26 protein-coding genes are annotated in these 26,474 nt (G+C 66.5%); 16 read left to right on the forward strand and 10 right to left on the reverse strand.

The annotated features are described in order from the left end of the window. The first annotated feature begins 68 nt into the window (after window positions 1–68). The 3 genes from ACUDCK_RS27370 to ACUDCK_RS27380 are packed head-to-tail and all read left to right on the forward strand — an operon-like array spanning window position 69 to window position 3,609. Entirely contained in the window at window positions 69–941 is an 873-nt protein-coding gene (locus ACUDCK_RS27370) for a branched-chain amino acid ABC transporter permease (protein WP_049076953.1), read from the forward strand. Between the two features lie 3 nt (window positions 942–944). Then, window positions 945–2,870, forward strand: coding sequence for a branched-chain amino acid ABC transporter ATP-binding protein/permease (locus tag ACUDCK_RS27375; RefSeq protein WP_054500370.1), 1,926 nt, complete (start codon window positions 945–947; stop codon window positions 2,868–2,870). 16 nt (window positions 2,871–2,886) lie between these two features. Continuing rightward, window positions 2,887–3,609: an ABC transporter ATP-binding protein gene (locus ACUDCK_RS27380; protein WP_175168403.1), complete on the forward strand. Its 723-nt coding sequence runs from the start codon at window positions 2,887–2,889 to the stop codon at window positions 3,607–3,609. Window positions 3,610–4,093: 484 nt separating this feature from the next. Here the strand turns inward: ACUDCK_RS27380 and ACUDCK_RS27385 are convergent, their stop codons facing one another. The 3 genes from ACUDCK_RS27385 to ACUDCK_RS27395 form a co-directional block, all read right to left on the reverse strand. Continuing rightward, the gene (locus ACUDCK_RS27385; RefSeq protein ID WP_024070675.1) at window positions 4,094–4,522 is read right to left on the reverse strand and encodes an organic hydroperoxide resistance protein; all 429 of its coding nucleotides are present in this window, start codon (window positions 4,520–4,522) and stop codon (window positions 4,094–4,096) included. A gap of 155 nt (window positions 4,523–4,677) precedes the next feature. Further along, window positions 4,678–5,139 (reverse strand): MarR family winged helix-turn-helix transcriptional regulator, encoded by a 462-nt coding sequence (locus tag ACUDCK_RS27390; RefSeq protein WP_054500368.1) that lies wholly within the window; start codon window positions 5,137–5,139, stop codon window positions 4,678–4,680. Between the two features lie 202 nt (window positions 5,140–5,341). Further along, on the reverse strand, window positions 5,342–6,049 hold the full coding sequence (locus tag ACUDCK_RS27395) for a Crp/Fnr family transcriptional regulator (protein ID WP_054419840.1): 708 nt from the start codon (window positions 6,047–6,049) through the stop codon (window positions 5,342–5,344). Window positions 6,050–6,218: 169 nt separating this feature from the next. Here ACUDCK_RS27395 and ACUDCK_RS27400 point away from each other — a divergent pair, with 169 nt between their 5' ends. The 7 genes from ACUDCK_RS27400 to ACUDCK_RS27430 all read left to right on the forward strand — a co-directional run bounded on the left by ACUDCK_RS27400 (window position 6,219) and on the right by ACUDCK_RS27430 (window position 14,943). After that, window positions 6,219–8,195 (forward strand): AMP-dependent synthetase/ligase, encoded by a 1,977-nt coding sequence (locus tag ACUDCK_RS27400; protein WP_175168278.1) that lies wholly within the window; start codon window positions 6,219–6,221, stop codon window positions 8,193–8,195. Window positions 8,196–8,200: 5 nt separating this feature from the next. Beyond that, window positions 8,201–9,097, forward strand: a complete 897-nt coding sequence (locus ACUDCK_RS27405; protein WP_006389834.1) for an ABC transporter ATP-binding protein — start codon at window positions 8,201–8,203, stop codon at window positions 9,095–9,097. A gap of 10 nt (window positions 9,098–9,107) precedes the next feature. Then, entirely contained in the window at window positions 9,108–10,037 is a 930-nt protein-coding gene (locus ACUDCK_RS27410; protein ID WP_049078187.1) for a branched-chain amino acid ABC transporter permease, read from the forward strand. A gap of 23 nt (window positions 10,038–10,060) precedes the next feature. Further along, window positions 10,061–11,125 (forward strand): branched-chain amino acid ABC transporter permease, encoded by a 1,065-nt coding sequence (locus ACUDCK_RS27415; protein WP_049076964.1) that lies wholly within the window; start codon window positions 10,061–10,063, stop codon window positions 11,123–11,125. A gap of 225 nt (window positions 11,126–11,350) precedes the next feature. Beyond that, window positions 11,351–12,691 carry an ABC transporter substrate-binding protein gene (locus tag ACUDCK_RS27420; RefSeq protein ID WP_081089634.1) on the forward strand — a complete coding sequence of 447 codons (1,341 nt, stop codon included), beginning with the start codon at window positions 11,351–11,353 and terminating at the stop codon, window positions 12,689–12,691. Window positions 12,692–12,749: 58 nt separating this feature from the next. After that, window positions 12,750–13,592: an ABC transporter ATP-binding protein gene (locus ACUDCK_RS27425; protein WP_049076966.1), complete on the forward strand. Its 843-nt coding sequence runs from the start codon at window positions 12,750–12,752 to the stop codon at window positions 13,590–13,592. 82 nt (window positions 13,593–13,674) lie between these two features. Further along, window positions 13,675–14,943, forward strand: a complete 1,269-nt coding sequence (locus tag ACUDCK_RS27430; RefSeq protein WP_049076969.1) for a phenylacetate--CoA ligase family protein — start codon at window positions 13,675–13,677, stop codon at window positions 14,941–14,943. Window positions 14,944–15,020: 77 nt separating this feature from the next. On the opposite strand, the gene ACUDCK_RS27435 is transcribed toward ACUDCK_RS27430, so the two are convergent. The 4 genes from ACUDCK_RS27435 to ACUDCK_RS27450 are packed head-to-tail and all read right to left on the reverse strand — an operon-like array spanning window position 15,021 to window position 17,475. Beyond that, complete coding sequence (locus tag ACUDCK_RS27435) at window positions 15,021–16,259, reverse strand: NAD(P)/FAD-dependent oxidoreductase (protein WP_064527752.1); 1,239 nt, start codon at window positions 16,257–16,259, stop codon at window positions 15,021–15,023. Window positions 16,260–16,272: 13 nt separating this feature from the next. Further along, window positions 16,273–16,710 (reverse strand): YeeE/YedE family protein, encoded by a 438-nt coding sequence (locus ACUDCK_RS27440; RefSeq protein WP_175144066.1) that lies wholly within the window; start codon window positions 16,708–16,710, stop codon window positions 16,273–16,275. Window position 16,711: 1 nt separating this feature from the next. Next, window positions 16,712–17,140: a YeeE/YedE family protein gene (locus ACUDCK_RS27445; RefSeq protein WP_054500363.1), complete on the reverse strand. Its 429-nt coding sequence runs from the start codon at window positions 17,138–17,140 to the stop codon at window positions 16,712–16,714. Further along, window positions 17,137–17,475 (reverse strand): ArsR/SmtB family transcription factor, encoded by a 339-nt coding sequence (locus tag ACUDCK_RS27450; protein ID WP_006389825.1) that lies wholly within the window; start codon window positions 17,473–17,475, stop codon window positions 17,137–17,139. Before ACUDCK_RS27450 ends, ACUDCK_RS27445 begins: the two co-directional genes overlap by 4 nt. Before the next feature lie 123 nt (window positions 17,476–17,598). On the opposite strand from ACUDCK_RS27450, the gene ACUDCK_RS27455 reads away from it, so the two are divergent. From ACUDCK_RS27455 to nhaA, 5 genes are all read left to right on the forward strand, one after another. Then, the gene (locus tag ACUDCK_RS27455; protein ID WP_175168276.1) at window positions 17,599–18,462 is read left to right on the forward strand and encodes an MBL fold metallo-hydrolase; all 864 of its coding nucleotides are present in this window, start codon (window positions 17,599–17,601) and stop codon (window positions 18,460–18,462) included. A gap of 98 nt (window positions 18,463–18,560) precedes the next feature. After that, window positions 18,561–20,027, forward strand: coding sequence for a polyphosphate:AMP phosphotransferase (gene pap / locus ACUDCK_RS27460; protein WP_054500361.1), 1,467 nt, complete (start codon window positions 18,561–18,563; stop codon window positions 20,025–20,027). A 19-nt stretch (window positions 20,028–20,046) separates the two neighbouring features. Beyond that, a complete protein-coding gene (locus ACUDCK_RS27465; RefSeq protein WP_054500360.1) occupies window positions 20,047–20,496 on the forward strand; it encodes a GNAT family N-acetyltransferase in 450 nt (149 codons plus the stop codon). Beyond that, a complete protein-coding gene (locus ACUDCK_RS27470) occupies window positions 20,493–20,957 on the forward strand; it encodes an HIT family protein (RefSeq protein ID WP_054500359.1) in 465 nt (154 codons plus the stop codon). Before ACUDCK_RS27465 ends, ACUDCK_RS27470 begins: the two co-directional genes overlap by 4 nt. 118 nt (window positions 20,958–21,075) lie before the next feature. Beyond that, a complete protein-coding gene (nhaA, locus tag ACUDCK_RS27475) occupies window positions 21,076–22,296 on the forward strand; it encodes a Na+/H+ antiporter NhaA (RefSeq protein WP_175168275.1) in 1,221 nt (406 codons plus the stop codon). Window positions 22,297–22,366: 70 nt separating this feature from the next. On the opposite strand, the gene ACUDCK_RS27480 is transcribed toward nhaA, so the two are convergent. From ACUDCK_RS27480 to ACUDCK_RS27490, 3 genes are all read right to left on the reverse strand, one after another. Beyond that, entirely contained in the window at window positions 22,367–23,215 is an 849-nt protein-coding gene (locus tag ACUDCK_RS27480; protein WP_175168274.1) for a lysozyme inhibitor LprI family protein, read from the reverse strand. A 30-nt stretch (window positions 23,216–23,245) separates the two neighbouring features. Further along, the gene (locus ACUDCK_RS27485; RefSeq protein WP_244976977.1) at window positions 23,246–24,439 is read right to left on the reverse strand and encodes a COG3904 family protein; all 1,194 of its coding nucleotides are present in this window, start codon (window positions 24,437–24,439) and stop codon (window positions 23,246–23,248) included. 159 nt (window positions 24,440–24,598) lie between these two features. Beyond that, on the reverse strand, window positions 24,599–25,309 hold the full coding sequence (locus ACUDCK_RS27490) for an N-acetylmuramoyl-L-alanine amidase family protein (protein WP_081273628.1): 711 nt from the start codon (window positions 25,307–25,309) through the stop codon (window positions 24,599–24,601). A gap of 368 nt (window positions 25,310–25,677) precedes the next feature. On the opposite strand from ACUDCK_RS27490, the gene ACUDCK_RS27495 reads away from it, so the two are divergent. Then, window positions 25,678–26,463 carry a 3-hydroxybutyrate dehydrogenase gene (locus ACUDCK_RS27495; RefSeq protein ID WP_175144061.1) on the forward strand — a complete coding sequence of 262 codons (786 nt, stop codon included), beginning with the start codon at window positions 25,678–25,680 and terminating at the stop codon, window positions 26,461–26,463. Window positions 26,464–26,474 lie beyond the last annotated feature (11 nt).

Genomic DNA, 26,474 nt, shown 5'->3' on the forward strand with positions numbered 1-26,474 from the left:
CAGTCGCCTGACAACAGCGTTCTGCCCAAGGGGGTTGGGACGGAACACAGCGCCTCACGACACATACCATGATTCTTCTACAGCTTATCTATAGCGGTATCGCGCTAGGCATGATCTATGCCGTCATCGCGTTCGGATACCAGCTCACCTTCGCCACATCCGGCACCCTGAACTTCGGCCAGGGCGAAGCCCTGATGCTGGGCGCGCTGGTCGGGCTCACGCTGGTCGGACTGGGCGTGAACTACTGGGTCATGATCCCCATCGTCTGCATCTTCGGCTTCGCGCAAGGCGTGCTGGTCGAACGCGTCGGCGTGCGGCCGGCCATCAAGACGCGGTCGGAGTTCGGCTGGATCATGGCCACCATCGCGCTGGGCATCATCTTCAAGAACGTGGCCGAGAATGTCTGGGGCCGCGACGACCTGCGCTTTCCCTCGCCGCTGCCCGAGGCGCCCATCCAGGTGCTGGGCGCCAACGTGCTGCCGATGGAACTGCTGGTGGTGTTCGGCGCGCTGGCGATGATGCTGCTGGTGGAAGTGTTCAACCGCAAATCCATCTACGGCAAGGCCTTCGTCGCCACCTCCAATGACCGCGACGCCGCCGGCCTGATGGGCATCAACACCGGCATGGTGATCACGTTTTCGTATGCCCTGTCGTCGCTGACCGCCGCCTTCGCGGGCGTGCTGGTGGCGCCGCTGACGCTGACCGGCGCCACCATGGGCGCGGTGCTGGGCCTGAAGGCCTTCGCGGTCGCCATCATCGGCGGCCTGTCCAGCGGCATGGGCGTGGTGGTGGGCGGCCTGATCCTGGGGATCGCCGAGACCACCACCGGTTTCTATCTTTCGACGGGGTACAAAGACGTGCCGGGACTGGTCCTGCTGCTGCTCGTACTGACCTTCAAGCCCGCCGGCCTGTTCGGCAAGACCGCGATCAAGAAGGTGTAATCGATGAAACCCCTGCACCTTCTGCTATCCATCGTGGCCGTGGCCTGCCTGGCCGCCGTGCCGCTGGGCGTGACCAACACGTACTACCTGCACCTGATCGAAACCATCATGATCTATTCGATCCTGCTGTTCGGGCTCGATATCGTGGTGGGCTATACCGGCCAGGTGTCGCTGGGCCACGCCGGCCTGTTCGGCATCGGCTCGTATGTGGCCGGCGTGCTGTTCTTCCACCTGCAGATGCCGATCTGGGTGACGCTGCCGGCGGCCATCCTGATCGCGGCGGCGTTCGGCGCGGTGCTGGCGCTGCCGGCGCTGCGGGTCACCGGCCCGTATCTGGCGATGGTGACGCTGGCGTTCGGCACCATCATCCAGATCCTGATCAACGAGATGACCTTCATGACCGAAGGCCCCCTCGGCATCAAGATCCCCAAGCCGTCGATCGGCGGGCACATCCTGACCAAGAGCGAGTACTTCTGGCTGGTGGCGGCGTTGCTGGTGCTGTCGCTGATCGTGGTGCACCGCATCCTCAAGTCGCACCTGGGCCGCTCGTTCGAGGCCCTGCGCGACAGCCCGATCGCATCGGACTGCATGGGCGTGTCAGTCTACCGGCACAAGGTGTTCGCCTTCGTCATCAGCGCCGGCTTCGCCGGCCTGGCGGGCGCGTTGTACTCGTATTCCGAGCAGTACATCTCGCCCAACACCTACAACTTCGAGCTGACCATCCTGTTCCTGCTGGCCATCATCATGGGCGGACGCAAGAGCCGCACCGGCGCGCTGCTGGGCGCGTCGATCATCGTGCTGCTGCCCAAGATGCTGGATGACATCGGCACCTTCCGCCTGATCGCGCTGGGCGTGGCGATCCTGGTGACGGTGGGCAGCGCCATCGCCATCTCCAAGGGCCGCACCGAGGCCCGCCGGGTGGCGGTGCCTGTGGTCGGCACCATCCTGCTGGCGATCTTCTCTTACTGGCTGGACGCGGTGACCGACTGGCGCCTGACGATCTTCGGCGCCATGATCCTGTTCGTCGTGTACTACCTGCCCGACGGCATCGTCGGCTTCGTGCGCAACCTGTTCTTCTCGACCCGCCGCGCGGCGCTGTCGGTCAAGAAGGACCTGGTCAAGGAGCAGGAGGCGGTCGCGCCCGAAAGCGCGCGCGGCCAGGGCGAGACCCTGTTGGCGGCCAAGCAGGTGCTGATGCAGTTCGGCGGCCTGAAGGCGCTCAACCAGGTCGACCTGACCATCAAGCGCGGCACCATCCACGGGCTGATCGGCCCGAACGGCTCGGGCAAGAGCACCATGATGAACGTGCTGACCGGCATCTACGTGCCGACGGCCGGCTCGGTGGAGTTCTCGGGCAAGTCGCTGGTGGGGCTGGCGCCGGCCGACATCGCCGCATCGGGCATCGCCCGCACGTTCCAGAACGTGCAACTGTTCGGCGAAATGACGGCGCTGGAGAACGTGCTGGTGGGCCTGCACCATACGTTCACCACCGGGCTGGCGGGCATCGCGCTGCGCACGTCCAAGTGGAAGGGCGAGGAGCAAGGCGCCCGCGCCCGCGCGCTGGCGCTGCTGGAGTTCGTCGGGCTGGACAGCATGGCCAACGAGGAGGCGCGCAACCTGCCCTACGGCAAGCAGCGGTTGCTGGAGATCGCCCGCGCGCTGGCGCTGGATCCGCAATTGCTGCTGCTGGATGAGCCGGCGGCCGGCCTGACGGCGCCCGACATCGTCGAGCTGCTGGCCATCATCCGCAAGGTGCGCGACCACGGCATCACGCTGATCCTGATCGAGCACCACATGGATGTGGTGATGGGAGTATGCGACACCGTGTCGGTGCTGGACTTCGGCCAGAAGATCGCCGAGGGGCTGCCCAACGAAGTGCAGAGCAACGCCAAGGTTATCGAGGCGTATCTGGGCGGCGCGCCCGCCTGACGCCAAGGACGACAACATGCTATCGATCAAGAATCTGGAAGCGGGCTACGGGAAGGTGAAGGTGCTGCACGGCATCAGCATGGAGGTCCCGAAGGCCAAGGTAGTGACGCTGATCGGCTCGAACGGGGCCGGCAAGACGACGACGATGCGGGCGCTGTCGGGGATGATCCGGCCGACCGCGGGCGAGGTCACATTGGGCGGCAAGCGCATCGACGGGCTGGAGTCGCATCGGATCGCGCGGCTGGGGTTGGCGCATTCGCCGGAAGGGCGGCGGGTGTTTCCTACGCTTTCCGTCACCGACAATCTGCTGCTGGGCGCATTTCCCCGGTTGACGGGGAGCCGGCCCAAGGGCGACGTGCAGGCGGACCTGGGGCGGGCGATGGATCTGTTTCCTCGGCTGAAGGAACGGCGCGATCAGTTGGCGGGAACGCTGTCTGGCGGCGAGCAGCAGATGCTGGCGATGGCGCGGGCGGTGATGCTGAATCCGGAGCTGGTGTTGCTGGATGAGCCGTCGATGGGGTTGGCGCCGATCCTGGTGGAGGAGGTTTTCCGGATCATCGCGCGGCTCAAGGATGAAGGGGTGACGATGTTGCTGGTCGAGCAGTTTGCGGCGGCGGCGTTGAATGTCGCGGATTATGGGTATGTGTTGGAGAATGGGCGGATTTCTGTGCATGGGAGTGCGGAGAAGTTGAAGCATGATCCGGCTGTGGTGGCGGCTTATCTTGGGGGGGCGCATTAGTTCTTTTGCGGTTGCGTGGGATTGAGTTCTTGAGACGCACGGCGGGGCGGCGGGCGGTGGCGGGCGGGGCTACGATTGCGGTCCGGAGCGTTCGCTCCGGACTGCCCCTGCGTCAACCTCGTACGCCTTCGGCTCCCTACGGTTTCCCTCGGGCGCATCTACACGCCCCGCCCGCCACCGCCCGCCGCCCCACCGTGCTCGCGATTGCTTTGGTTCCTGCGTTGCAGTGACGGGTGGTGTGCTTGGCGTTTTTATGGCGCGAGTGCTTATCGCCGAAGATCTTGCGGGGCCCGCCCAAAGGCGGCCGCGCGGGCGGCCTTTTTGGGCTTACGCGCTGGTTTTGCGTTGGCGGATGACGCTGCGCGCGGGTGACGGACGGCTTGGGGGGCCGCCTGTTCTTGGGAGTGGGACGGATGAAAAAAGGCAGGATTGCGCGGTGGCGCAATCCTGCCTTTGCTTTGGGCGCGCGGGACGCGCGCTTTGCTTAGACGGTGATGGTCAGGGTGACGTCGATGTTGCCGCGGGTGGCGTTCGAGTAGGGGCAGACGATGTGGGCGGCGGCGACGAGTTTTTCGGCTTCGGCGCGGTCCATGCCGGGCAGCGAGATCTTCAGTTCGGCTTCGATGCCGAAACCGGTGGGGATGGGGCCGATGCCGACCGAGCCGTCGATGGTGGCGTTGGCGGGCATGGCGATCTTGTCGCGGCCGGCGACGAACTTCATGGCGCCCATGAAGCAGGCGGAGTAGCCGACGGCGAACAGTTGCTCGGGGTTGGTGCCGGCCGCGCCGGCGCCGCCCAGTTCCTTCGGGGTGGTCAGCTTGACGTTCAGGTTGCCGTCGCTGGAGACGCCAGTGCCTTCACGGCCGCCGGTGACGTGGGCGTGGGCGCGGTAGAGGACTTTTTCGATGGACATGGTGCTTTCCTTTTGGATGAAGGTGGGGGGACTGCCGGGCTGGCGGGACCGCTCCCGCTTCGACCCTTACTGAATTGATAGCGCACGATTACATCGCGCACTATTTATAACCGGGAATGACAGCGATTGCCATCATCCTCCGCAAAGACTGCGAATCAAAGACTGCTGACCAACTTTTCCCGCAATTCGTGCAACGACTTCATGGTGCCCTGCGCCTCTTCCAGCGAACACTGGGCCGCTGCGGCGATGGCGTGGGGCACGGCTTCGGCCTGGTTGCGCAGGTCGCGGCCCTGCCGGGTCAGGGTGACGATGACCTGGCGTTCGTCATCCTGCGCGCGGGTCCGGGTGACCAGGCCTGCCGCCTCCAGCCGCTTGAGCAGGGGCGTCAGGGTGGCCGAATCCAGGAACAGGCGTTCGCCGATGTCGGTGACCGTGATTGCGTCGCGTTCCCACAGCACCAGCATGACCAGGTACTGCGGATACGTCAGATCCAGGCCGCGCAGCAGCTTGCGGTACACCTTGTTCATCGCCAGGGAGGTCGAGTACAGGGCGAAACACAGTTGGCTGTCTAGCAGCAGCGGGTTGAACGCGCTTTTGGGCTGGGATCTGGATTTCATTGTGCAATATTAAATAGCGCGCTATTTATCGTCAAGCACTTTTTTGGCTTTTGTATCCGCCATGGTTGTTGGGCGGTTGGCGTCCCCTCGCCTGTTGCGCTGCGGCAGGGAGACCCCGTCGAAGAGGGTGACGGGGATCAGGCGACACCCCCAGCGCCTGCGCCCCGCGCCGTGTCGACCAAGGCTGGCGTCTCGGCCCCGTTCAGGCAGCGTGCTCGCCTTCCAGCGCCCCGCGGTCGGAACCGTAGCGCTTCAGGCCGTCCAGGTCCAGCACCCGCACGGCGCCGTACTCGACATTCAGCAGGCCGGCCTCTTCCAGCTTGCGCAGCGCCTGGTTGGCGCGCTGGCGCGAGACGCGCGCGAGGTAACCGACCTCTTCCTGCGTGATCGTCAGGCGCATGCCCATGCCGGGGTACAGCAGCGGGTTGAACAGCTCGGCCAGGCAGCGCGCCACGCGCGCATCCGGATCGAGCAGGCGGTCGTATTCGGCCTTGCCGATGAACTGGGCGACGCGTTCGTTCAATTGGTGCAGCAGGTAGCGGTTGAAGGGAATGCTGGTGTCCAGCAGCCAATCGAAAGTGGCTGCCGGCAGGCGCGCGACGACGGAATCGCGCAGCGCCACGATGTCGTACTTGCGGACTTCGCGCTTGAGCAGCGAGCCCTCGCCGATCCAGCCGCCGGCGGGCACGCCGGTCAGCGATGCGACCTTGCCTTCGGCATTTCCCACCGACACCTTCACCAGGCCGGCCAGCACGCCGATCCAAGCCTGGGCGAGTTCGCCTTTGCGCTCTATGATCGACCCGGCGGCAACCTGCTGCACGGACAGGTCTCGCTCGACGCGCGCTTGCTGCTCGGCGTCGAGTACGCGAAACCAGGCCGCGGCCAGTTGCAGGGAGTCGGATAGCTGCATCGGGAATACCCTAAAAGTTCCTTGAATGTCGCGATGGTGACAGTTGGTAGCAACCCAACCTTATACCTTAACTCCTGCCGTAAATCTAAAACCAACTGGTCAAGCGCAACCGCTCGCGCGCCGCGTCTCGCGGCAACGGGCGCGATGTGCCCAAACCGGAGGAGACAACGTGGCACATTCATCGCCCGCATCCGCAACGATGCCGGCGGCGCTGGATACTTTTCCGGCGCTGCTGTTCGCGCATGCCGACGTACGCGGGTCGCGGCCCGCGATACGTGAGAAAGACCTGGGTATCTGGCAAACCCTTACCTGGGCGCAAGTGGCGGAGCACGTGCGCCAGGTCGCCCACGGGCTCGCGTCGCTGGGCATCCAGCCCGGCATGCACGTGGCCGTGATCGGCGAGAACCGCCCGCGCCTGTACATGGCCATGATGGCCACGCAATCGCTCGGCGCCATCCCCGTGCCGCTCTACCAGGACGCCGTGGCCCAGGAAATGGTCTACGTCCTGCAGGACGCCGAGATCAGCGTCGCGGTGGTCGAGGACCAGGAACAGGTCGACAAGATGCTGGAAGTGAGCGAGCAATGCCCCGCGCTCAAGCACGTGGTCTACGACGATCCGCGCGGCCTGCGCCACTACACCAATGCGATGCTGCTGTCGTACGACCGGCTCGAGGAGATTGGCCGCGAGTACGCCGCGCAGCATCCCGACTTCTTCGCCCGCGCCGTGGCCGCGGTGCAGCCGCACGACGCGGCCGCGATGTTCTATACCTCCGGCACCACCGGCAAGCCCAAGGGCGTGGTGCTGACGCACCATGCGCTGATCGACCGCGCCCGCGCCGTGTCCGAGATGGAGAACCTGACCGATCGCGAGGACGTGCTGGCCTACCTGCCGCCGGCCTGGATCGGGCAGAACATGTTTTCGTACACGCAGTTGCTGGTGACGGGCTTCACCGTGAACCATCCGGAGTCGCCCGATACCGTGTCGATCGACATGCGCGACATCGGCCCCACCTACTACTTCGCGCCGCCGCGCGTGCTGGAAGGCCTGCTGACCCATGTGATGATCCGCATGGAGGACGCCGGCTACCTCAAGCGCAAGCTGTTCCATGCCTGCATGAAGCTGGCGCGCCGCGTCGGCACCCGCATCCTGGACGGCGAATCGGTCAACGCCTGGGACCGCCTGCGCTACGCGCTGGGCAATGTGCTGATCTACGGTCCGCTGCGCAATGCGCTGGGCATGAGCCGCGTGCGCGTGGCCTATACGGCCGGCGAGGCCATCGGCCCCGACCTGTTCGTGTTCTACCGCTCCATCGGCATCAACCTCAAGCAGCTCTACGGCTCCACCGAAACCTCGGTGTTCGTCTGCGTGCAGCCGGACGGCCAGGTGCGCGACGACACCGTCGGCCCGCCCGTGGCCGGCGTGGAGATCCGCGTGGCCGACAACGGCGAGATCCTGGTCAAGAGCCCCGGCCTGTTCAAGGAGTATTACCGCAACCCGGACGCCACGCAGGAAGCGCGCAGCGCCGACGGCTGGTTCCACACGGGCGACGCGGGCTACCTGGACACCGACGGCCAGCTCAAGATCATCGACCGCGCCAAGGACGTCGGCAAGCTGGCCGACGGCAGCCTGTTCGCGCCCAAGTACCTGGAGAACAAGCTCAAGTTCTTCCCGCACATCAAGGAAGCGGTGGCGTTCGGCGCCGGCCGCCAGGACGTGTGCGCCTTCATCAACATCGACCTGGAAGCCGTGGGCAACTGGGCCGAGCGCCGCGGCCTGCCCTACGCCGGCTATACCGACCTGGCGGGCAAGGACGAGGTCTACCAGCTCATCGCCGATTGCGTCGAACAGGTCAATGCCGACCTGGCCACCGATCCGAAGCTGTCGGCCTCGCAGATCAGCCGCTTCCTGATCCTGCACAAGGAACTGGATCCGGATGACGACGAACTGACGCGCACCCGCAAGGTGCGACGCGCCTTCATCGCGCAGAAGTACGGCGTGCTGATCGACGCCCTGTTCGAAGGCAAGCAGTCCCAGTACATCGAAACCGAAGTGAAGTTCGAGGACGGCCGCACCGGCAAGATCGCCGCCGACCTGAAGATCCGCCCGGTCAAGACGTTCCCCGCCATCACCGCCCGAGCCGCGTAGAGACCATGAGCAACAACGACCGCGACCAGCGCATCGGCGACGTGATGCTGGACATGCAGAACATCTCGCTGTCCTTCGGCGGCGTCAAGGCGCTGACGGACATTTCCTTCAATGTGCGCGAGCACGAGATCCGCGCCATCATCGGCCCCAACGGCGCGGGCAAGAGCTCGATGCTGAACGTCATCAACGGCGTCTACACGCCGCAGCAGGGCGGCATCGCCTTCCGCGGCGAGCGCTTTTCGCGCATGAATCCGCGCCGCGCCGCCGAAATGGGTATCGCGCGCACCTTCCAGAACCTGGCCCTGTTCAAGGGCATGAGCGTGCTGGACAACATCATGACCGGACGCAATCTGCGCATGAAGTGCGGGCTGCTGGCGCAGGCCTTCCGCCTGGGCGCCGCCGAACGCGAAGAGATCGAGCACCGCCAGTTCGTCGAGAACATCATCGACTTCCTCGAGATCCAGGCGTATCGCAAGACGCCGGTGGGGCGCCTGCCCTACGGCCTGCAAAAGCGCGTCGACCTGGGCCGCGCGCTCGCCATGGAACCACGCCTGCTGCTGCTGGACGAGCCGATGGCCGGCATGAACATCGAGGAGAAGCAGGACATGAGCCGCTTCATCCTCGACGTGAACGACGAATTCGGCACCACCATCGTGCTGATCGAGCACGACATGGGCGTGGTCATGGACATCTCCGACCGCGTGGTGGTGCTGGACTACGGCAAGAAGATCGGCGACGGCAAGCCCGATGAGGTGCGCGCCAACGAAGACGTCATCCGAGCGTACCTTGGCGTCGGCGGCGAAGCCGCCGTCACCCAGGACGCCGAAGCGCAGGCAACAGCCCCCGCCCCTAACCCTCCCCCCGAGGGGGAGGGAGAAAACTCACTGGCTGCACGGACTTAAGGGGCGAATGATGGGATTTTTTCTGGAAACCTTGTTCGGCGGCCTGATGAGCGGCATGCTGTACGCCCTGATCGGCCTGGGCTTCGTGCTGATCTTCAAGGCGTCGGGCGTGTTCAACTTCGCCCAGGGCGCCATGGTGCTGGTGGCGGCGCTGTCGATGGCGCGCTTCTCGGAGTGGATACCGCGCTGGTTCGGCTTCGAAAACATGATCCTGGCCAACGTGCTGGCGTTCATCGTCAGCGCCATCCTCATGTTCCTGCTGGCCGTGGCGATCGAGCGCTTCGTGCTGCGCCACCTGGTCAACCAGGAGGCCACCACCCTGCTCATGGCCACCCTGGGCATCAGCTATTTCCTCGACGGCCTGGGCCAGATCTCGTTCGGCAGCTCGGTCTATTCCATCAACGTCGGCATGCCGAAGGATCCGTTGATGATCCTGGACTCGGTGTTCGAAGGCGGCCTGCTCATCAACCTCGAAGACCTGACCGCCGCGGTCATCGCCGCATTGCTGGTGGCGGCGCTGGCGCTGTTCTTCCAGTTCACCTCCACCGGCCGCGCGCTGCGCGCCGTGGCGGATGACCACCAGGCGGCGCAGTCCATCGGCATTCCGCTGAACCGCATCTGGGTCATCGTCTGGAGCGTGGCCGGCCTGGTGGCGCTGGTGGCCGGCATCATCTGGGGTTCCAAGTTCGGCGTGCAGTTCACGCTCTCGACCGCGGCGCTGCGGGCGCTGCCGGTGGTGATCCTGGGCGGCCTGACCTCGGTGCCGGGCGCCATTCTCGGCGGCCTGATCATCGGCGTGGGCGAAAAGCTGTCCGAAGTCTACCTGGGGTCGCTGGTGGGCGGCGGCATCGAAATCTGGTTCGCCTATGTGCTGGCGCTGGTGTTCCTGCTGTTCCGTCCGCAAGGGCTGTTCGGCGAGAAGATCATCGACCGCGTCTGACCACGGCCTTCTAGGATAAAAACATGTTCTATCGCGAAAACGGCCAATTCAAGACCAGCTATCGCGCCGACCAGCAGATCTTCCCGATCCGCCAGGACCGCGTCTTCATCTGGCTGCTGCTGGCGGTGGCGTTCATCGCCATCCCGGCGCTGTCCAGCGACTATCTGCTGCGCGCCATCCTGATCCCGTTCCTGATCCTGTCGCTGGCCGCCGTCGGCCTGAACATCCTGGTGGGCTATTGCGGCCAGATCTCGCTGGGCACGGGCGCCTTCATGGCGGTGGGCGCGTATGCCGCCTGGAACTTCGGCGTGCGCTTTCCCGGCATGCCGCTGATCGTCCAGATCCTGCTGGGCGGGTGCTTCGCCACCATCGTCGGCGTGATCTTCGGCATTCCCAGCCTGCGCATCCGCGGCCTGTACCTGGCCGTGGCCACGCTGGCCGCGCAGTTCTTCGTCGACTGGGCGTTCCTGCGCATCCCGTTCTTCACCAACTACTCGTCGTCGGGCAACGTCTCGGTGCCGCCGCTGACCGCCTTCGGCCTGCCGGTGCAGAGCGCGCTGGAAAAGTACCTGTTCGTGCTGATCCTGGTGGTGATCTTCAGCCTGCTGGCCAAGAACCTGGTGCGCGGCGCCATCGGCCGCCAGTGGATGGCGATCCGCGACATGGACGTGGCCGCCTCGGTCATCGGCATCCGCCCGATGTACGCCAAGCTCACCGCGTTCGCGGTCAGCTCGTTCATCGTCGGCGTGGCCGGCGCGCTGTGGGGCTACATCCACCTGGGCTCGTGGGAGCCGCTGGCCTTCGACCTGACGCGTTCGTTCCAGTTGCTGTTCATGGTCATCATTGGCGGCCTGGGCTCCATCATCGGCAGCTTCTTTGGCGCGGCCTTCATCGTGCTGGTGCCGGTGGCGCTGACCAACGTGCCGCACATGCTGGGCCTGTCGCTGTCGGTGGACACCGCCGCGCACGTCGAGCACATGGTGTTCGGCGCGCTGATCGTGTTCTTCCTGATCGCCGAGCCGCACGGGCTGGCGCGGTTGTGGAGCATCGGCAAGGAGAAACTTCGCATCTGGCCGTTCCCCCACTAATGATGGGCCCACCCCCGAAGCGCCTGCGGCGCTTCCCCCTCAAGGGGGCGCCGCTGGGGACCGGCAAAGCCGGATCCGCCGCGGCCCGGATGGTGCGGCTCCCGTTGTGATCATCGTCGGTAGTGGCGGTATGCGCGCCACGACCGACATCCTGAATACCCGGCTCCAGACCGGGCCAACCCCGGTGTCCGAGGGTTTATGACCCAAACACCACGCAGGAGGTAAATGGAGATGAAGCGTCTTAACCTGAAGTTGGCGGCAGCCTTGGTGGCCGCAGCCGGCGCCATCGGCGCCGTGGCCACGCCGGCAATGGCGGCGGAAGAGCAGTTCGTTCCGTTGCTGGTGTACCGGACCGGGTCGTTCGCGCCGCTGGGCATTCCCTGGGCCGACGGCAAGCTGGACTACCTGAAGCTGGTCAATGAGCGCGACGGCGGCGTCAACGGCGTCAAGATCACCTACGAGGAATGCGAAACCGCCTACGCCACCGACCGCGGCGTCGAGTGCTACGAACGCCTGAAGGGCAAGGGCACCGGCGCATCGGGCTTCGACACGCAATCGACCGGCATCACCTTCGCGGTCAGCGACAAGGCCATGGTGGACAAGGTGCCGGTCGAGACGATGGGCTACGGCCTGTCGCAATCGGTCGACGGCAGCGTGTTCGAGTGGAACTTCCCGCTGCTGGGCACCTACTGGACCGCCGCCGACGTGATGATCCAGGACATCGCCAAGAAAGAAGGCGGCATGGACAAGCTCAAGGGCAAGAAGATCGCCCTGGTCTACCACGACTCGCCCTACGGCAAGGAACCGATCCCGCTGCTGCAGAAGCGCGCCGCCAAGGAAGGCTTCGAGCTGCTGCTGTATCCGGTGACCGCCCCTGGCGTGGAACAGAAGTCCACCTGGCTGCAGATCCGCCAGGCGCGCCCGGCCTATGTGCTGCTGTGGAGCGCGGGCATCATGACGCCCACCGCCATCCGCGAGGCGCAGGCCAGCGGCTACCCGCGCGACAAGATGTACGCGATCTGGTGGGCCGGCTCCGAAGGCGACGTCAAGGACTTGGGCGATGTCGCCAAGGGCTACAACGCCATCACCATCCACAACAGCGGCGCCGACCACGACAAGGTCTATGACGATCTGAAGAAGTACGTCTACGACAAGGGCCAGGGTTCGGACAAGACGGGCAAGACCACGCTCGGCACCATCGCCCACACCCGCGGCATGATGATTTCGATGCTGCAGGTCGAAGCGATCCGCACCGCGCAGGAGAAGTTCGGCAAGGGCAAGGCGCTCACGCCCGACCAGGTGCGCTGGGGCTTCGAGAACCTGAACCTGACGCAGGAACGCCTGAACCAGCTCGGCTTCGGCCAGATCATGCGTCCGGTCAAGACCTCTTGCAGCAACCACAAGGGTGACGACTGGGCCCGCATCGTGCAGTGGGACGGCGCCAAGTTCAAGGTCGTCTCGGACTGGTACCAGGCCGACAAGACCCTGCTGGACCCGATGGTGAAGGAAGCCGCGGCGAAGTACGCCAAGGAAAAGAACATCACGCCCCGCACTTGCGAGAACTGATGTGAACCGGCGGCCGGCGCCCCACGGCGTCGGCCGCCACCAAGCCGCAGGAACCGCCATGACCGCAGCAACGACTACCGCTACTACCGCCGACACCCCCAAGGTGCTGCTCGATGTGAACGGCATCGAGGTGATCTACAACCACGTCATCCTGGTGCTCAAGGGCGTGTCCCTGCAGGTGCCGGAAGGCCGGATCGTGGCCCTGCTGGGCGCCAACGGCGCCGGCAAGACCACCACGTTGCGCGCCATCTCGAACCTGCTCAAGGGCGAGCGCGGCGACGTCACCAAGGGCCACATCCAGTACCGCGACCAGCGCATCGAAAAGCTGTCGCCGGCCGAACTGGTCAAGCGCGGCGTGGTGCAGGTGATGGAGGGCCGCCATTGCTTCGCCCACCTCACCATCGAAGAGAACCTGCTGACGGGCGCCTACACGCGCGACCTCAGCCGCGGCGACACCAGCGCGGCGCTGGAGCGCGTCTACCAGTATTTCCCGCGCCTGAAGCAGCGCCGCGCCAGCCAGGCCGGCTACACCTCGGGCGGCGAACAACAGATGACCGCTATCGGCCGCGCGCTGATGGCCAACCCCAACATGATCCTGCTGGACGAGCCGTCCATGGGACTGGCGCCGCAGATCGTCGAGGAGATCTTCGAGATCGTGCGCGACCTGAACCAGCGCGAGCGCGTCAGCTTCCTGCTGGCCGAGCAGAACACCAACATCGCGCTGCGCTATGCCGACTACGGCTACATCCTGGAGAACGGCCGCGTGATGATGGACGGCGCCGCGCAGGACCTGGCCCAGAACGAGGACGTGAAAGAGTTCTACCTGGGCATTTCCAGCGGCGAGCGCAAGAGTTTCCGCGACAACAAGTTCTACCGCCGCCGCAAACGCTGGCTGGCCTGATCCCTGGAGCGGCGACGCCGGCGCGGTCCGGCTCGCCGCCGGCAACGACACCGCAGTACGGCACACGAGAGGGTGCGATCCCATGTCCGAGTTTTTCGATGTCCTGGAAACCCGAGCGCCCGAGCAACGCGAGCGCGACCTGATGGCGGCCCTGCCCGACGCCATCGCCCGCGCCATCGCCCGCGCGCCGGCCATTGCCGAGCAGTTGCGCGGCATCGACCCCGCCACGGTCACCTCGCGCGCCGCGCTGGCGCGCCTGCCGGTGCTGCGCAAGCACGAGCTGCTGGAACGCCAGCAGCACAGCCGCGAACAGGCCGCGCAACCGGCCGGACCGCAAAAGGCCTTCGGCGGCTTCTCGGCCATCGGCTGGGGCGAAGCCATGCGCGTGTTCGCCTCGCCCGGCCCGATCTATGAACCCGAAAGCGCCCGCGCCGACTACTGGCGCTTTGCCCGCGCGCTGTACGCCGCCGGTTTCCGAGCCGGCGAGCTGGCCTACAACTGCTTTTCCTATCACTTCACGCCAGCCGGATCGATGATGGAGACCGCCGCGCACGCCGTGGGCTGCACCGTGTTCCCCGGCGGCACGGGCCAGACCGAACAGCAGGTGCGCGCCATCCAGGACCTGGCGCCCAGCGGCTACACCGGCACGCCCAGCTTCCTGAAGATCATCCTGGAAAAGGCCGACGAGCTCGGCGTGAAGCTGGATTCGCTGCGCCGCGCGCTGGTGTCCGGCGAGGCCTTCCCGCCGTCGCTGCGCGACTGGCTGGCCGCGCGCGGCATCGAGGGCTACCAGGCCTACGGCAGCGCCGACCTGGGCATGATCGCGTTCGAGACGCCGGCGCGCCAGGGCCTGGTGCTGGGCGAGGACATCATCGTCGAAATCGTGCGCCCCGGCACCGGCGAACCGGTGCCCGATGGCGAAGTGGGCGAAGTCGTGGTCACCACGCTGAACCCCGACTACCCGCTGGTGCGCTTCGGCACCGGCGACCTGTCGGCGGTGATGCCCGGCATCTCGCCCTGCGGCCGCACCAACACCCGCATCAAGGGCTGGATGGGCCGCGCCGACCAGACCACCAAGGTGCGCGGCATGTTCGTGCATCCGTCGCAGGTGGCCGACGTGGTGCGCCGCCATCCGGAAATCCTGCGGGCACGCCTGGTGATCAGCGGCACCACCGGTTCGGACAAAATGGTGCTGCGGGTGGAATCACGCGTGCGCGGCGAAGACCTCGGCGCCCGCATCGCCGAATCAGTGCGCGACGTGACCAAGCTGCGCAGCGACGTCGAATGGGCCGAGGCCGGCTCCCTGCCGAACGACGGCAAGGTCATCGACGACATCCGCACCTACGAATAGCAAGGATAAGAAGCAGAAAGGCGCGCGCCCGGGACCGGCACAGCCCGGGCGCGGCATCGCCGCCGGCAACGGCAGGCTCAATTGCCCAACGGACGGGCCAGCCATTCGCGGCCCTTGAGCATGCCGTTCCAGTAGATCCACGGCAGCATCGTCGCCTTCAGGAACCAGGCGCTCTTGCGCGGCACGGTCGGGTCCAGCGGGAAGGTGGGCAGCAGCTTGCCGCCATAGCCGAACTCGGCCAGCACGATACGGCCGCGCTCGACCGTCAGCGGGCACGAGCCATAGCCATCGTACGTGACCGGCAGCGCATGCCCTTCGCGCACCGCCAGCAGGTTCTCGGCCACCGTGACGATCTGCTTGCGCGCCGCCGCCGCGGTCTTGGCGTTGGTGGTGCTGATGCCATCGCCCAGCCCGAAGATGTTGTCGTAGCGCACATGGCGCAGCGTGGCCGGATCGACCTCGCACCAGCCGGCCGCATCGGCCAGCGCGCTCTGGCGCAGAAATTCGTGCGGCACCTGCGGCGGCACCGCGTGCAGCATGTCGAATGACTTCTCTACACGGGTCACCGCCCCCTCGGCGTCCTTGACATCGAACCAGGCCTTGCGCGCCGGGCCGTCCACCGCCACCAGCGCCGAATTGAACGCCAGCGAAATGCCATAGCTTTCCACATAGCGCATCAGCGGCGGCACGAAGGTCGGCACGCCGAACAGCACCGCGCCGGCCAGGTCGAATTCGACTTCGATGCGATCCAGCACGCCGCTGCGGCGCCAGTGGTCGCACGCCAGGTACATGGCCTTCTGCGGCGCGCCGGCGCACTTGATCGGCATGGCCGGCTGCGTGAACAGCGCCTTGCCGCCCTTCAGGCCGCGCACCAGCTCCCAGGTGTAGGGCGCCAGGTCGAAGCGGTAGTTGGAACTGACGCCATTGCGGCCCAGCGTTTCCGACAGGCCCTCGACCTTGTCCCAGGCCAGGCGCAGGCCGGGGCACACGATCAATTGCTGGTAGCTGACCGCGCTGCCATCGGCCAGCCGGACCTGGTTGGCCTCGGGTTCGAAACCGGCCGCCGCGACCTGCAGCCAGGTGGCGCGGCCCGGCATCACCGCCCTTGTCGGCCGCACGGTCTTGGTCACATCGAACGCGCCGCCGCCGACAAGCGTCCAGGCCGGCTGGTAGTAGTGCTTGTCGCTGGGTTCGATGACCGCGATGCGCAGGTCCGGACGGCGGCGCAGCAGGCTGGCGGTCACGCCGATGCCCGCCGAACCGCCTCCGACCACCACCACGTCGAAATCGCGCCGCGCCTGTGCTGCCGTCTGCATGCTCGTCTCCCTGCTATCGACCGGTCCGGGACGGCCGGTTCGTCATATATTGAATTGCCGAGTACAGCGCCATGCCGGCCACCATGGCCGCCACGAAGATCAGTGCCTCCCGCACGCCGGCCGCCGCCGCCACCAGCGCCGGGCCGGGGCAGAAACCCGCCAGCCCCCAGCCCACGCCGAACGCCAGGCTGCCGAACGCCAGCCGCGGATCGATACGCGTGGCCGTGGGCCAATGCAGCGGCTCGCCGGACAGGCTGGCACGACGACGGCGCAACCAGGCAAAGCCCGCTGCCGTCACGGCCAGCGCACCGCCCATCACCAACGCCAGCGAAGGATCCCAGCTTCCCGCCAGGTCCAGGAAGCCCAACACCTTGGCGGGGTTGGCCATGCCGGAAACGAGCAGTCCCAGCCCGAACACCAATCCCGAGAGAAACGCGAACAAGGCCACCATGTCAGCCTCCGATCAGGTGCCGCGCGACATACACGGTGGCGAACCCCGCCGCCATGAAGAGCGCCGTCGCCGCCAGGGAACGGCGCGAGCCGCGCGCCAGCCCGCAGACGCCGTGGCCGCTGGTGCACCCCGACGCGAAACGCGTGCCGATGCCGACCAGCAGGCCGGCCGCGATCAGCCTTGCATTGCCCGCTTCCACCACGATCGGCGGCAGCGCGCTGCCCAACCGATACAACCAGGGAGACAGGCACAACCCCAGTAGGAACGCCAGGCGCCAGCCGGCATTGCGATCAGGCGGCAACAGCCCGCCGAGGATGCCGCTGATGCCGGCGATGCGGCCCGCGCCCAGCATCATGAGGACGGCGGCCACGCCAATGACCGCGCCGCCGCCGAGCGCGCTTGCGGGCGTGAAGGCGGACAGGTCGATCATGACGCGAGCGCCGCCATGGCACGGCCGCAATACAGGCTGGACAGCGTCTTCATGACCTGGTTGACCTCGAAACTGGCCAGTTGGTAGTACACGTACTTGCCCTGCCGCCGGGTGCTCACCAGGCCCTCATCGCGCAGCACGCCCAGTTGCTGCGACAGCGTCGGCTGGCGGATGCCGGTCAGGGATTCCAGTTCGCCGACGTTGCGCTCGCCCTGCACCAGTTGGCACAGCAGCAGCAGCCGGTCTTCGTTGGCCAGCGCCTTGAGCAGCGCGCAGGCCTGGGAGGCGGATTCGCGCAGCGCGGCGACCTCGCAATCGTTCAGGGCAGTCAGCATTTGATGGGGGTCAATCGGCGGAAAAGAGTTTGATCATTATATTGACCGATAAACTATCCAACAATATTATTGAAAAATATATATTGTTCTGCGCACACCCTCCTCTGCTCCAGGCGCCTCCCCATGAACCCGCATATCCAGGCCTTCTTCGACCCGGCCACCGCCACCGTTACCTATGTGGTGCACGAGCCCGCGTCCGGCGGCGCCTGTGCCATTATCGATTCGGTGCTCGACTACGACCCCAAGTCCGGCCGCACCAGCACCGCCAGCGCCGACCGGGTAGCCGCCTACGTCCGCGAACACGGCCTGCGCACCGAATGGCTGCTCGAGACCCACGCGCACGCCGATCACCTGTCGGCCGCGCCCTACCTGCAGCGCCAGTTGGGCGGCGTCATCGCCATCGGCCAGAGCATCCGCACCGTGCAGGGCGTGTTCAAGAAGATCTTCAACCTCGAGCCGCAGTTCCAGCTCGACGGCTCGCAGTTCGGCCGCCTGTTCGCCGATGGCGAAACCTTCCAGATCGGCACCCTCACGGCGAGCGCCATGCACGTACCCGGCCATACGCCGGCCGACATGGCCTACCGCATCGGCGACGCCGTCTTCGTCGGCGACACCCTGTTCATGCCGGACGTCGGCACCGCGCGCTGCGACTTTCCCGGCGGCGACGCCCGCCAGTTGTACCGCTCCATCCGGCACCTGCTGAGCCTGCCGGACGACACCCGCCTCTACATGTGCCACGACTATCCGCCCGCCGGCCGCGAGGCCGCGTGGCAGACCACCGTGGCCGAACAGCGCCGCGCCAACATCCACGTGCGCGACGGCGTCACCGAAGACGAATTCGTCGCCATGCGCACGCGGCGCGACGCCACCCTGTCGATGCCCACGCTGATCCTGCCGGCCATCCAGGTCAATATCCGCGCCGGCCATTTCCCGCCGCCGGAAGACAACGGCGTGCGCTACCTGAAGATCCCCGTCGACGCCCTCTAGCCAGCGCCCGCAAGGTTCCCGCGGCGGCGCACTTGCGCGCCGCCGGGATATCCCGCAAGATCGGCCGGTCACAAGATCGCCGATCCCACGGAACCCCCATGTTCGCCGAAGCCGAAGCCGACCCCGTTCTATCCAAGGAAGCCTTCAAGCCGCTGGAAGCCCGGTTGCGCGTCGCGCTGCTGAACGCGCAGTACCAGCGCCTGCAGAAGGCCGAGAAATCCCTGCTGGTGGTGGTCGCCGGCATCGACGGCGCCGGCAAGGGCGCCACGATCAACCTGCTCAACGAATGGATGGACCCGCGCCACATCAGGACGCTGGCCTATGGTCCTCCGGAAGGCGACGAGCTCGAGCGTCCGCCCATGTGGCGCTACTGGAAAGATCTGCCACCCAAGGGCAGCACGGGCATCGTCTTTGGCTCCTGGTACACGCCGCTGATCCGCGAAGCCGCGCGCAAACACCCCAATCAGGACAGCATCGAGGCGCAGTCGGTCGCCATCCGCCGCTTCGAGGCAATGCTGGCCGCCGAGGGGGTGCAGATCCTCAAGCTCTGGTTCCACCTGTCATCGGAGGCCCAGCAGGCGCGGGCCAAGCGCCTGCTGGCCAGCCCCGAGACCTCCTGGCAGGTCAGCCCGATCGACCTCAAGGTGCACAAAAAATATGACCGCATCCGCAACAGCGGCCAGGTCGTCATCAACCACACCGACAGCGGCCATGCGCCGTGGGTGGTGATCCCCAGCGCCGACGAGAACATGCGCGCCGCGCGCACCGCCGAGGCCGTGCTGGCGGCCATGCGCCAGAACCGCGTGCCGCGCATCCCGGCGTCGTTCGTGGCCCACACCGGTCCGGCCCGCATCCTCGACCGGCTCGGCCAACTGGACTACGACGCCAAGCTCGACCGTGACGACTACGAATCCGAACTGGGACTGCTGCAGGGCCGGCTGGCGCGCGCGGCCCGCTCCAGGAAATTCCAGGAACGTTCGCTGGTGTTGGTGTTTGAAGGCCAGGACGCCGCCGGCAAGGGCGGCGCCATCCGCCGCATCACCCACGCGCTCGATGCGCGCCAGTTCGACATCACCCCGGTGGCCGCGCCCAACAGCTACGAGTTGTCCCGCCCTTACCTGTGGCGCTTCTGGCGCCACGTGCCGCGCCAGGGGCGCATCGCCATCTTCGACCGCTCCTGGTACGGCCGGGTGCTGGTCGAGCGAGTCGAGAAAATCACCCCGCCCGCCCACTGGCGCCGCGCCTACGCCGAGATCAACGACTTCGAGGCGCAACTGGCCGGCAGCGGCGCGCTGGTGCTGAAATTCTGGCTGGCGATCACCGCCGACGTCCAGCTCGAACGCTTCAAGGACCGCGAGAAATCGCCCTTCAAGAACTTCAAGATCACGCCCGACGACTGGCGCAACCGCGACAAATGGAAGGAATACGCCGCGGCCACCAACGAAATGCTGGCGCGCACCGATGTCAAGCATGCGCCGTGGCACCTGGTGTCGGCCAATGACAAGCGCTACGCTCGCCTTCAAGTGCTGCGACATATCGTCGAAGCCCTGGAAAACCAACTCTGACCCGCAGGAGACCTTGCCCATGAGCTCGGCTGAAATCCGTCCCGTCGTCGCCGCCGATTTTGATGTCTGGCTGCCCCTCTGGAAGGGGTATCAGGACTTCTACCGCGTCGACATCGCCGACGCCGTCACGCGCAACACCTGGGCCCGTTTCCTCGATCCGGCCGAGCCGGTGAATGCCGCGCTGGCCTACGACGGCGGCCGCGCGGTCGGAATGGTCCATTGGATCTTCCACCGCTCGACCTGGACGGCGGGCGACTACTGCTATCTGCAGGACCTTTACGTCGATCCGGAAACCCGCGGCACCGGCGCCGGCCGCAAGCTGATCGAACACGTCTATGCGCAAGCGGCCGCCGCCAACTGCGCCCGTGTCTACTGGCTGACCCACGAGACCAACGCCACCGCGATGCAGCTATACGACCGCATCGCCGACCGTTCCGGCTTCATCCAATACCGCAAGGTGCTGCCTTGAGCGCGCGCGACCCCGACTGTCCGCTGTGCCAGACCGACGGCGGCACCTTGCTGTGGCGCGGCCCGCACCTGCGCCTGATCGAGGTGGACGACCCCGACTACCCCGGCTTCACCCGCGTCATCTGGAACGCCCACCTGGCCGAGATGACCAGCCTGTCGACCCACGGCCGCGACCTGCTGATGCGCGCGGTGTACGTGGTCGAGGAAGCGCAGCAATCGATCCTGGCGCCCGACAAGATCAACCTGGCCTCGCTCGGCAACATGGTGCCGCACCTGCACTGGCACGTGATTCCGCGCTGGCGCGGCGACCGCCATTTCCCCGACCCGATCTGGGCGTCGCCGCGCATCGCCGCCGGCGCCGAGCCGGCCGAATGGTCCGAACGCCAGGCGCGCGTGCGGGCGCTGCTGCCGCGCTATCGCAACCGGCTGGTCGAGGCCATGAACGCGTTGCTGTGGCATTGAATTGTCGAGACGATCACACCAAATCCTATAGAAATCAAGACCTTCCGCTCCTCGCGACGCATGCAATTCAGGTAAAATTCAGGTTTTACGCTGTATCGCAGCACGCAAGGAGTGAATAGTGACCCTGCAGGCCTCGCCCCCGTCCCGGCCCGTCTCTTTCCTGCAGGCGTTCCTGCGTTCCGAAGCCCTCGGCGGCTACGTGCTGATGCTGGCGGCGGTGGTCGCCCTGATCGTCGCCAACAGCCCCCTGGCGCCCGGCTACTTCGAGATCCTCGGCGCCAAGCTCGGCTTCCAGGCCGGCCCCGTGCTACTCAAGGAATCGGTGCTGCACTGGATCAACGATGGCCTGATGGCGGTGTTCTTCCTGCTGGTCGGCCTGGAGATCAAGCGCGAGGTGCTGGACGGCCAGTTGCGCGGCGCGGCTCGCATCGTGCTGCCTGGCATCGCCGCCCTGGGCGGCATGGCCATGCCGGCGCTGATCTACGTGCTGCTGAACCTGGGCAGCCCCGACACCCTGCGCGGCTGGGCCATCCCCGCCGCCACCGACATCGCTTTCGCACTGGGCATCCTGGCCCTGCTGGGCAGCCGCGTGCCGACCTCGCTGAAGGTCTTCCTGACGGCGCTGGCGATCCTGGACGACCTGGGCGCCATCGTCATCATCGCGCTGTTCTATACCTCCGAGCTGAACCTGTTCGCGCTGGGCATGGCAGGGGCCCTGCTGGCGTGCCTGTTCTGCCTGAACCGGGCCGGCGTGCTGCGCCTGGCGCCCTATCTGCTGATCGGCGCGGTGCTCTGGTACTTCGTGCTGAAGTCCGGCGTCCATGCCACGCTCGCGGGCGTGGCGCTGGCGCTGACCATTCCGCTGCGTCCGCGGAACCAGGGCCGCGCGGGCGAGCATTCGCCGCTGCATGCGCTGGAACACGCGCTGCACAAACCCGTGGCCTTGCTGATCGTTCCCCTGTTCGGCTTCGCCAACGCCGGCGTGTCGTTCGCCGGCATGGGGCTGTCGAGCCTGGCGCAGCCCGTGCCGCTGGGCGTGGCGCTGGGCCTGTTCCTGGGCAAGCAACTGGGCGTGTTCGGCTTTGCGTGGCTCGCCATCCGCACCGGCGTGGCCAGCCTGCCGCGCCACGCCAGCTTCACGCAACTGTACGGCGTGGCCCTGCTGTGCGGCATCGGCTTCACCATGAGCCTGTTCATCGGCGCGCTGGCCTTCAGCGATCCAGGGGCGGTCGATGCCACCAAGATCGGCGTCCTGACCGGCTCGCTGGCCTCGGCGGTGGCGGGCTTCCTGCTCTTGCGCACTGGCGGCTCGTCGGTGCCAGCCGCCGCCAAGGCCTGACGCCAGGCACCCCCGCAAGCGCCTGGCCCGGGCCGCCGCCGACGACGCTGCCTGACGCGGCCCGGCCCGGCTAGCGGCCGGCGTCCTTCGGATTGGACAGCGGGAACGACGCGTCGCTCAGGCAGGACTTGAGCCAGCCATACTCATCGTCGTCGTGCACTTCGCCGTCCACCTTGGGCAGCGGCTTGGAGGAGTAGTCCACCTTGTGCACCTCGGGGCCGGTGTTCCAGTGCGCGTCATCGGCAATGCTGCCCGGGCAGTTGGCGTCGTTGCCATTGAACGAGCAGGACGCCACCGGCACCGGTTTGTTGTCGACCACCTTGGCCACGTAGCGTTGCACGTAGACCGAGCCCGTGGCCCAGTATTCCTCCACGCTGCAGATGCGGTCGTTGTTCTGGTAATGCCGGGTCGCGAAACAGGCGTAGTACTTGTAGTCCGGCGGCAGGATGTCGCAGGACACGTCGAAACCGGCATAGGGGCCGCCCGTGAACTGCTTGTTGAACTCCCGCTGGCGCAGCGCCGTGGCGATCATGGCGGGCAGCTTGTCGCCCTTCCTGATCTCCTTGAGCGCGGCGACGCGGTTGAGGATCATGTCCGCCGCGAGGCCGCCCGGCGTCTGGTCGTCCTGCAGCGCATCGGAATCATCGGTCAGCCCGTTCAGCGCCTGGTCGCGGGCCTCGATCCAGCGCCGCTGGCTATCCACCAGCATCTTGCGGATCTCCTCGTCCGGCGCCTGCTTCAGCACCGCCGCATAGGCGCGGTTCAGCTCGCCATCGGCAGCCACCGCCTTGCGATCCGAACAGATCAGCTTCTCGGAGGAAGTGCTGGCCTTCTGGCAGTTGATCGCCAGGGCCGGCGCCGCCACCACGCCCAATCCCGCCAGGCACAGCAACTGCGCCGCGCGATTCCTGAAACTCATTGCAGTTCTCCCTGGCATCGGGCCGCTGCGTCAGCGGCTGATGACCTCGCTGTCTTCCATGACGATGCGGTAACGGTTGCGCAGGTCAAGGACGTAAGTGAAATTCGACGTGCCGGTCGCGGTCTTGCCGCGCTCCGGGCTCGATACCTTGTAATCGTAGAGGCCCTTGACCATGCACATCTGGTCCTGGCACTTGGCCCGCAGCGAACTCTGGTCGACCACGAAACGCCGCACCGGCCAGCGCGCGAAGTACGCCTCCTTGTCCGCCAGAATCTCGGATTTCGGCCGCTGCTTCTTGAAGTAGTCGACCGAATCGGCGTAGAACTCGCGCGTGAACTTCAGCGCTTCCTCGTTGGTGCCGCTGCCCGCCTGGATCATCAGGGCCGCGGCGTTGATCGCCTTCTGCTCATCCGTGATCGCGGCGGGCGCGGTTTCCTTGGGCATGTACGGATTGGCCACGGGGCCGGCCGGCGCCGGCGCGGCATCCGGCGAAGCCGGCTTGCGCGGCGGCAACTTGCCATCCCCGGGCGACTGCGCCTGCGGCGCGGGCGCCGCGGCAGGCGCCGTGGCCGGGGCCGCGCGCTGGCCCGTGCCCGGCTGCACGTCATTGCTGGCCGTCCTGACGTTGCCGGTGCGGTTGATGCCGTACTTGATGATCTCCTGCGGCGAGAAGAAATACATCTCCTTGGACGGCGTGCTGAACATGATCCCCAGCACGTCGGCCGACACGCCGTACTTCGGCAGGGTCGCGACGATGTCCGACACGCCGAACTGCGCCTGTTCGCCCGTCATCTCGGGCGCGGAAATCTGGTGCACGCCCAGGCGGCCTTCGGCCAGGCGCTGGCGGCCGGCGAAGAACACAAACGAACACGCCGACGCGCAATAGCTGTCCTTCGGGATATAGGTGTTCAGCCCGCGCTCGTAAACCTCTTCGGCCACCACCAGGCCGATATGCACCAGGCCGCCGCCATTGTTCTGCAGGATCAGGGTGGAGATGGTCGGATGCTCGCGCAGCGCTTTCTTCAGGTTGAGCATGTCGTTGGCGCCCACCGCGCCCACGTAGACCAGCAGATTGGGCTGGCTGGGCAGGAAGAAGAACGGGCCGTAGCGCTCGGGTTCCTCCTGCTGCGCCGCCGGCGCCTGCGTCTGCGCCACCGCGGCGGACACTCCGGCCATGGACAGCGCCAGGCCCGCGGCCAACATCGTCAGTTTTCTTTTCAGCATCATCAGTCCTTGTTCTCGGAACGCATGCCATGGACGGCATCGACCCCGCCCTGCGCAACCGCGTCGCCCCGGGCGCGGCGGCCCGCCGGTCGAATGCCGGATTTTATCCATCCCCAGCCATTTCATCCCGCATTCGTCCGCCAGCCGCCCCGCGCCGCGCTAACGCCGCTGGCAGGCGTGCGTGCCGTCCGCGATCGCTCGCGCCAGGCGCTGGATGGTCTCGGGCCGCGCCAGGCGCGCCTCTTCGTCGGGATTCACGATCACGCCAGCCTCCACCAGCACCGCTGGCATCGCCGCCGTCTTGAGCACCGCCAGCCCATCGTAGCGATGCACGCCCAGGCGACGATCGAGCAGAGGCCGGTTCTCGCCCGCGATGGGCTCGGCGTGGTACAGCGACGGCTTTTCGCCCGCTGCCACCAGCGCCTCGCCGATGGCCTTGGCGCATCGCAGGCTGTCCTCGTAGCGGGGATTGAGCTGCGAGACAAAGATGGCGAACCCCGCGAATTCCCGCTGACGGCCGGCATCGATGTACTTCTGCTGCATCGAATCGTGGTGGATAGAGATGAAGAAGTCCGCGTCCGGCGCGGTCAACGCGCGCCGGCCCAGCGCAATCTCGGCGCCATCGGCCGACACGCGCGTCACGCGGTCGCCCAGCGCCAGCAGATCCGTGGCCACCGCGCCGCTCAGGTCCAGGTTGTACTGGTACTCCACCCGGCCGCTGGCGCCCGTGGCGCCCGGCTGCTTGGGCGTGTGGCCGGTGTCCACCACCACGTAGGCCGCCTGCGCCGACAGCGCCGCCAACCCCAGCAAGGCCGCCGCGACGCCGCGCGCCCATCCTGCCGCCCCTTGCTTGCCCGCTCGACCGTTCATGACTGTTGCCACGCTTGAATTCGCTTTGTAAGAAACCAGGCCCCCACCCACCGAGACAGGACCGAATGCGGCGGATTCTCGCGCAGCCCGGCGCCACCGGCAATGGCGGAATGCGCCGCGTGGCGCGCGTTGGTAACAAACTCCGCCTGGCATGGCCGTCGGCATGGCGCCGAAGACATGCACCTTGCGCCCTCACCGCGACAGCGCGCCCGCGCCGGGCGGACACGCGGCGGAAGCAAATGACATAGAAAGTTACCCGCGTTGTCGCGTTCAGGCTGCGCTCATCCTGGAGCGCTACCATCAACCCATGCCCCTCGCATCCGCGGGCGCACCCCGGCCCGCGGCATTCTTACCCGGAGGTTCCCAGCATGAGCAATCTGAACGGAAAAGTGGCCGTCGTCACCGGCGCGGCCAGCGGCATCGGCAAGGAAATCGCGCTGACCCTGTCGCGCGCGGGCGCCGCGGTCGCCATCGCCGACCTGAACCAGGCCGGCGCCGACGCCGTCGCCCGCGAAATCGAGCAGGCCGGCGGCAAGGCCATGGGCGTGGCCATGGACGTCACCAACGAAGACGCCGTCAACCAGGGCATCGACCGCGTCGCCACCGCCTACGGCAGCATCGACATCCTGATCTCGAACGCCGGCATCCAGATCGTCAACCCCATCGAGAACTTCGCCTTCGCCGACTGGAAGAAGATGCAGGCCATCCACGTCGATGGCGCCTTCCTCACCACCAAGGCCGCGCTCAAGCACATGTACAAGGACGATCGCGGCGGCGTCGTGATCTACATGGGCTCGGTGCACTCGCACGAAGCCTCGCCGCTCAAGTCCGCCTACGTCGCCGCCAAGCACGCGCTGCTGGGCCTGGCGCGCGTGCTGGCCAAGGAAGGCGCCAAGCACAACGTGCGTTCGCACGTCATCTGCCCCGGTTTCGTGCGCACGCCCCTGGTCGAGAAGCAGATTCCCGAACAGGCCAAGGAACTGGGCATCAGCGAAGAAGACGTGGTCAAGAAAGTGATGCTGGGCGATACCGTCGACGGCGTCTTCACCACCGTCGACGACGTGGCGCAGACGGCGCTGTTCCTGTCGACCTTCCCCAGCGCGGCGTTCACGGGGCAGTCGTTCGTGGTCAGCCATGGGTGGTACATGCAGTAAGTCTTGATATC

Source organism: Achromobacter sp. CF-sbj1-Ac2-l, from assembly GCF_052698165.1.

Bases quoted from the DNA above. Each gene is read 5' to 3' on its own strand.
- ACUDCK_RS27370 (WP_049076953.1), top strand. From the start codon at position 69: ATGATTCTTCTACAGCTTATCTATAGCGGTATCGCGCTAGGCATGATC.
- ACUDCK_RS27375 (WP_054500370.1), top strand. From the start codon at position 945: ATGAAACCCCTGCACCTTCTGCTATCCATCGTGGCCGTGGCCTGCCTG.
- ACUDCK_RS27380 (WP_175168403.1), top strand. From the start codon at position 2,887: ATGCTATCGATCAAGAATCTGGAAGCGGGCTACGGGAAGGTGAAGGTG.
- ACUDCK_RS27385 (WP_024070675.1), bottom strand. From the start codon at position 4,522: ATGTCCATCGAAAAAGTCCTCTACCGCGCCCACGCCCACGTCACCGGC.
- ACUDCK_RS27390 (WP_054500368.1), bottom strand. From the start codon at position 5,139: ATGAAATCCAGATCCCAGCCCAAAAGCGCGTTCAACCCGCTGCTGCTA.
- ACUDCK_RS27395 (WP_054419840.1), bottom strand. From the start codon at position 6,049: ATGCAGCTATCCGACTCCCTGCAACTGGCCGCGGCCTGGTTTCGCGTA.
- ACUDCK_RS27405 (WP_006389834.1), top strand. From the start codon at position 8,201: ATGAGCAACAACGACCGCGACCAGCGCATCGGCGACGTGATGCTGGAC.
- ACUDCK_RS27410 (WP_049078187.1), top strand. From the start codon at position 9,108: ATGGGATTTTTTCTGGAAACCTTGTTCGGCGGCCTGATGAGCGGCATG.
- ACUDCK_RS27415 (WP_049076964.1), top strand. From the start codon at position 10,061: ATGTTCTATCGCGAAAACGGCCAATTCAAGACCAGCTATCGCGCCGAC.
- ACUDCK_RS27420 (WP_081089634.1), top strand. From the start codon at position 11,351: ATGGAGATGAAGCGTCTTAACCTGAAGTTGGCGGCAGCCTTGGTGGCC.
- ACUDCK_RS27425 (WP_049076966.1), top strand. From the start codon at position 12,750: ATGACCGCAGCAACGACTACCGCTACTACCGCCGACACCCCCAAGGTG.
- ACUDCK_RS27430 (WP_049076969.1), top strand. From the start codon at position 13,675: ATGTCCGAGTTTTTCGATGTCCTGGAAACCCGAGCGCCCGAGCAACGC.
- ACUDCK_RS27435 (WP_064527752.1), bottom strand. From the start codon at position 16,259: ATGCAGACGGCAGCACAGGCGCGGCGCGATTTCGACGTGGTGGTGGTC.
- ACUDCK_RS27440 (WP_175144066.1), bottom strand. From the start codon at position 16,710: ATGGTGGCCTTGTTCGCGTTTCTCTCGGGATTGGTGTTCGGGCTGGGA.
- ACUDCK_RS27445 (WP_054500363.1), bottom strand. From the start codon at position 17,140: ATGATCGACCTGTCCGCCTTCACGCCCGCAAGCGCGCTCGGCGGCGGC.
- ACUDCK_RS27450 (WP_006389825.1), bottom strand. From the start codon at position 17,475: ATGCTGACTGCCCTGAACGATTGCGAGGTCGCCGCGCTGCGCGAATCC.
- ACUDCK_RS27455 (WP_175168276.1), top strand. From the start codon at position 17,599: ATGAACCCGCATATCCAGGCCTTCTTCGACCCGGCCACCGCCACCGTT.
- pap (WP_054500361.1), top strand. From the start codon at position 18,561: ATGTTCGCCGAAGCCGAAGCCGACCCCGTTCTATCCAAGGAAGCCTTC.
- ACUDCK_RS27465 (WP_054500360.1), top strand. From the start codon at position 20,047: ATGAGCTCGGCTGAAATCCGTCCCGTCGTCGCCGCCGATTTTGATGTC.
- ACUDCK_RS27480 (WP_175168274.1), bottom strand. From the start codon at position 23,215: ATGAGTTTCAGGAATCGCGCGGCGCAGTTGCTGTGCCTGGCGGGATTG.
- ACUDCK_RS27485 (WP_244976977.1), bottom strand. From the start codon at position 24,439: ATGCTGAAAAGAAAACTGACGATGTTGGCCGCGGGCCTGGCGCTGTCC.
- ACUDCK_RS27490 (WP_081273628.1), bottom strand. From the start codon at position 25,309: ATGAACGGTCGAGCGGGCAAGCAAGGGGCGGCAGGATGGGCGCGCGGC.
- ACUDCK_RS27495 (WP_175144061.1), top strand. From the start codon at position 25,678: ATGAGCAATCTGAACGGAAAAGTGGCCGTCGTCACCGGCGCGGCCAGC.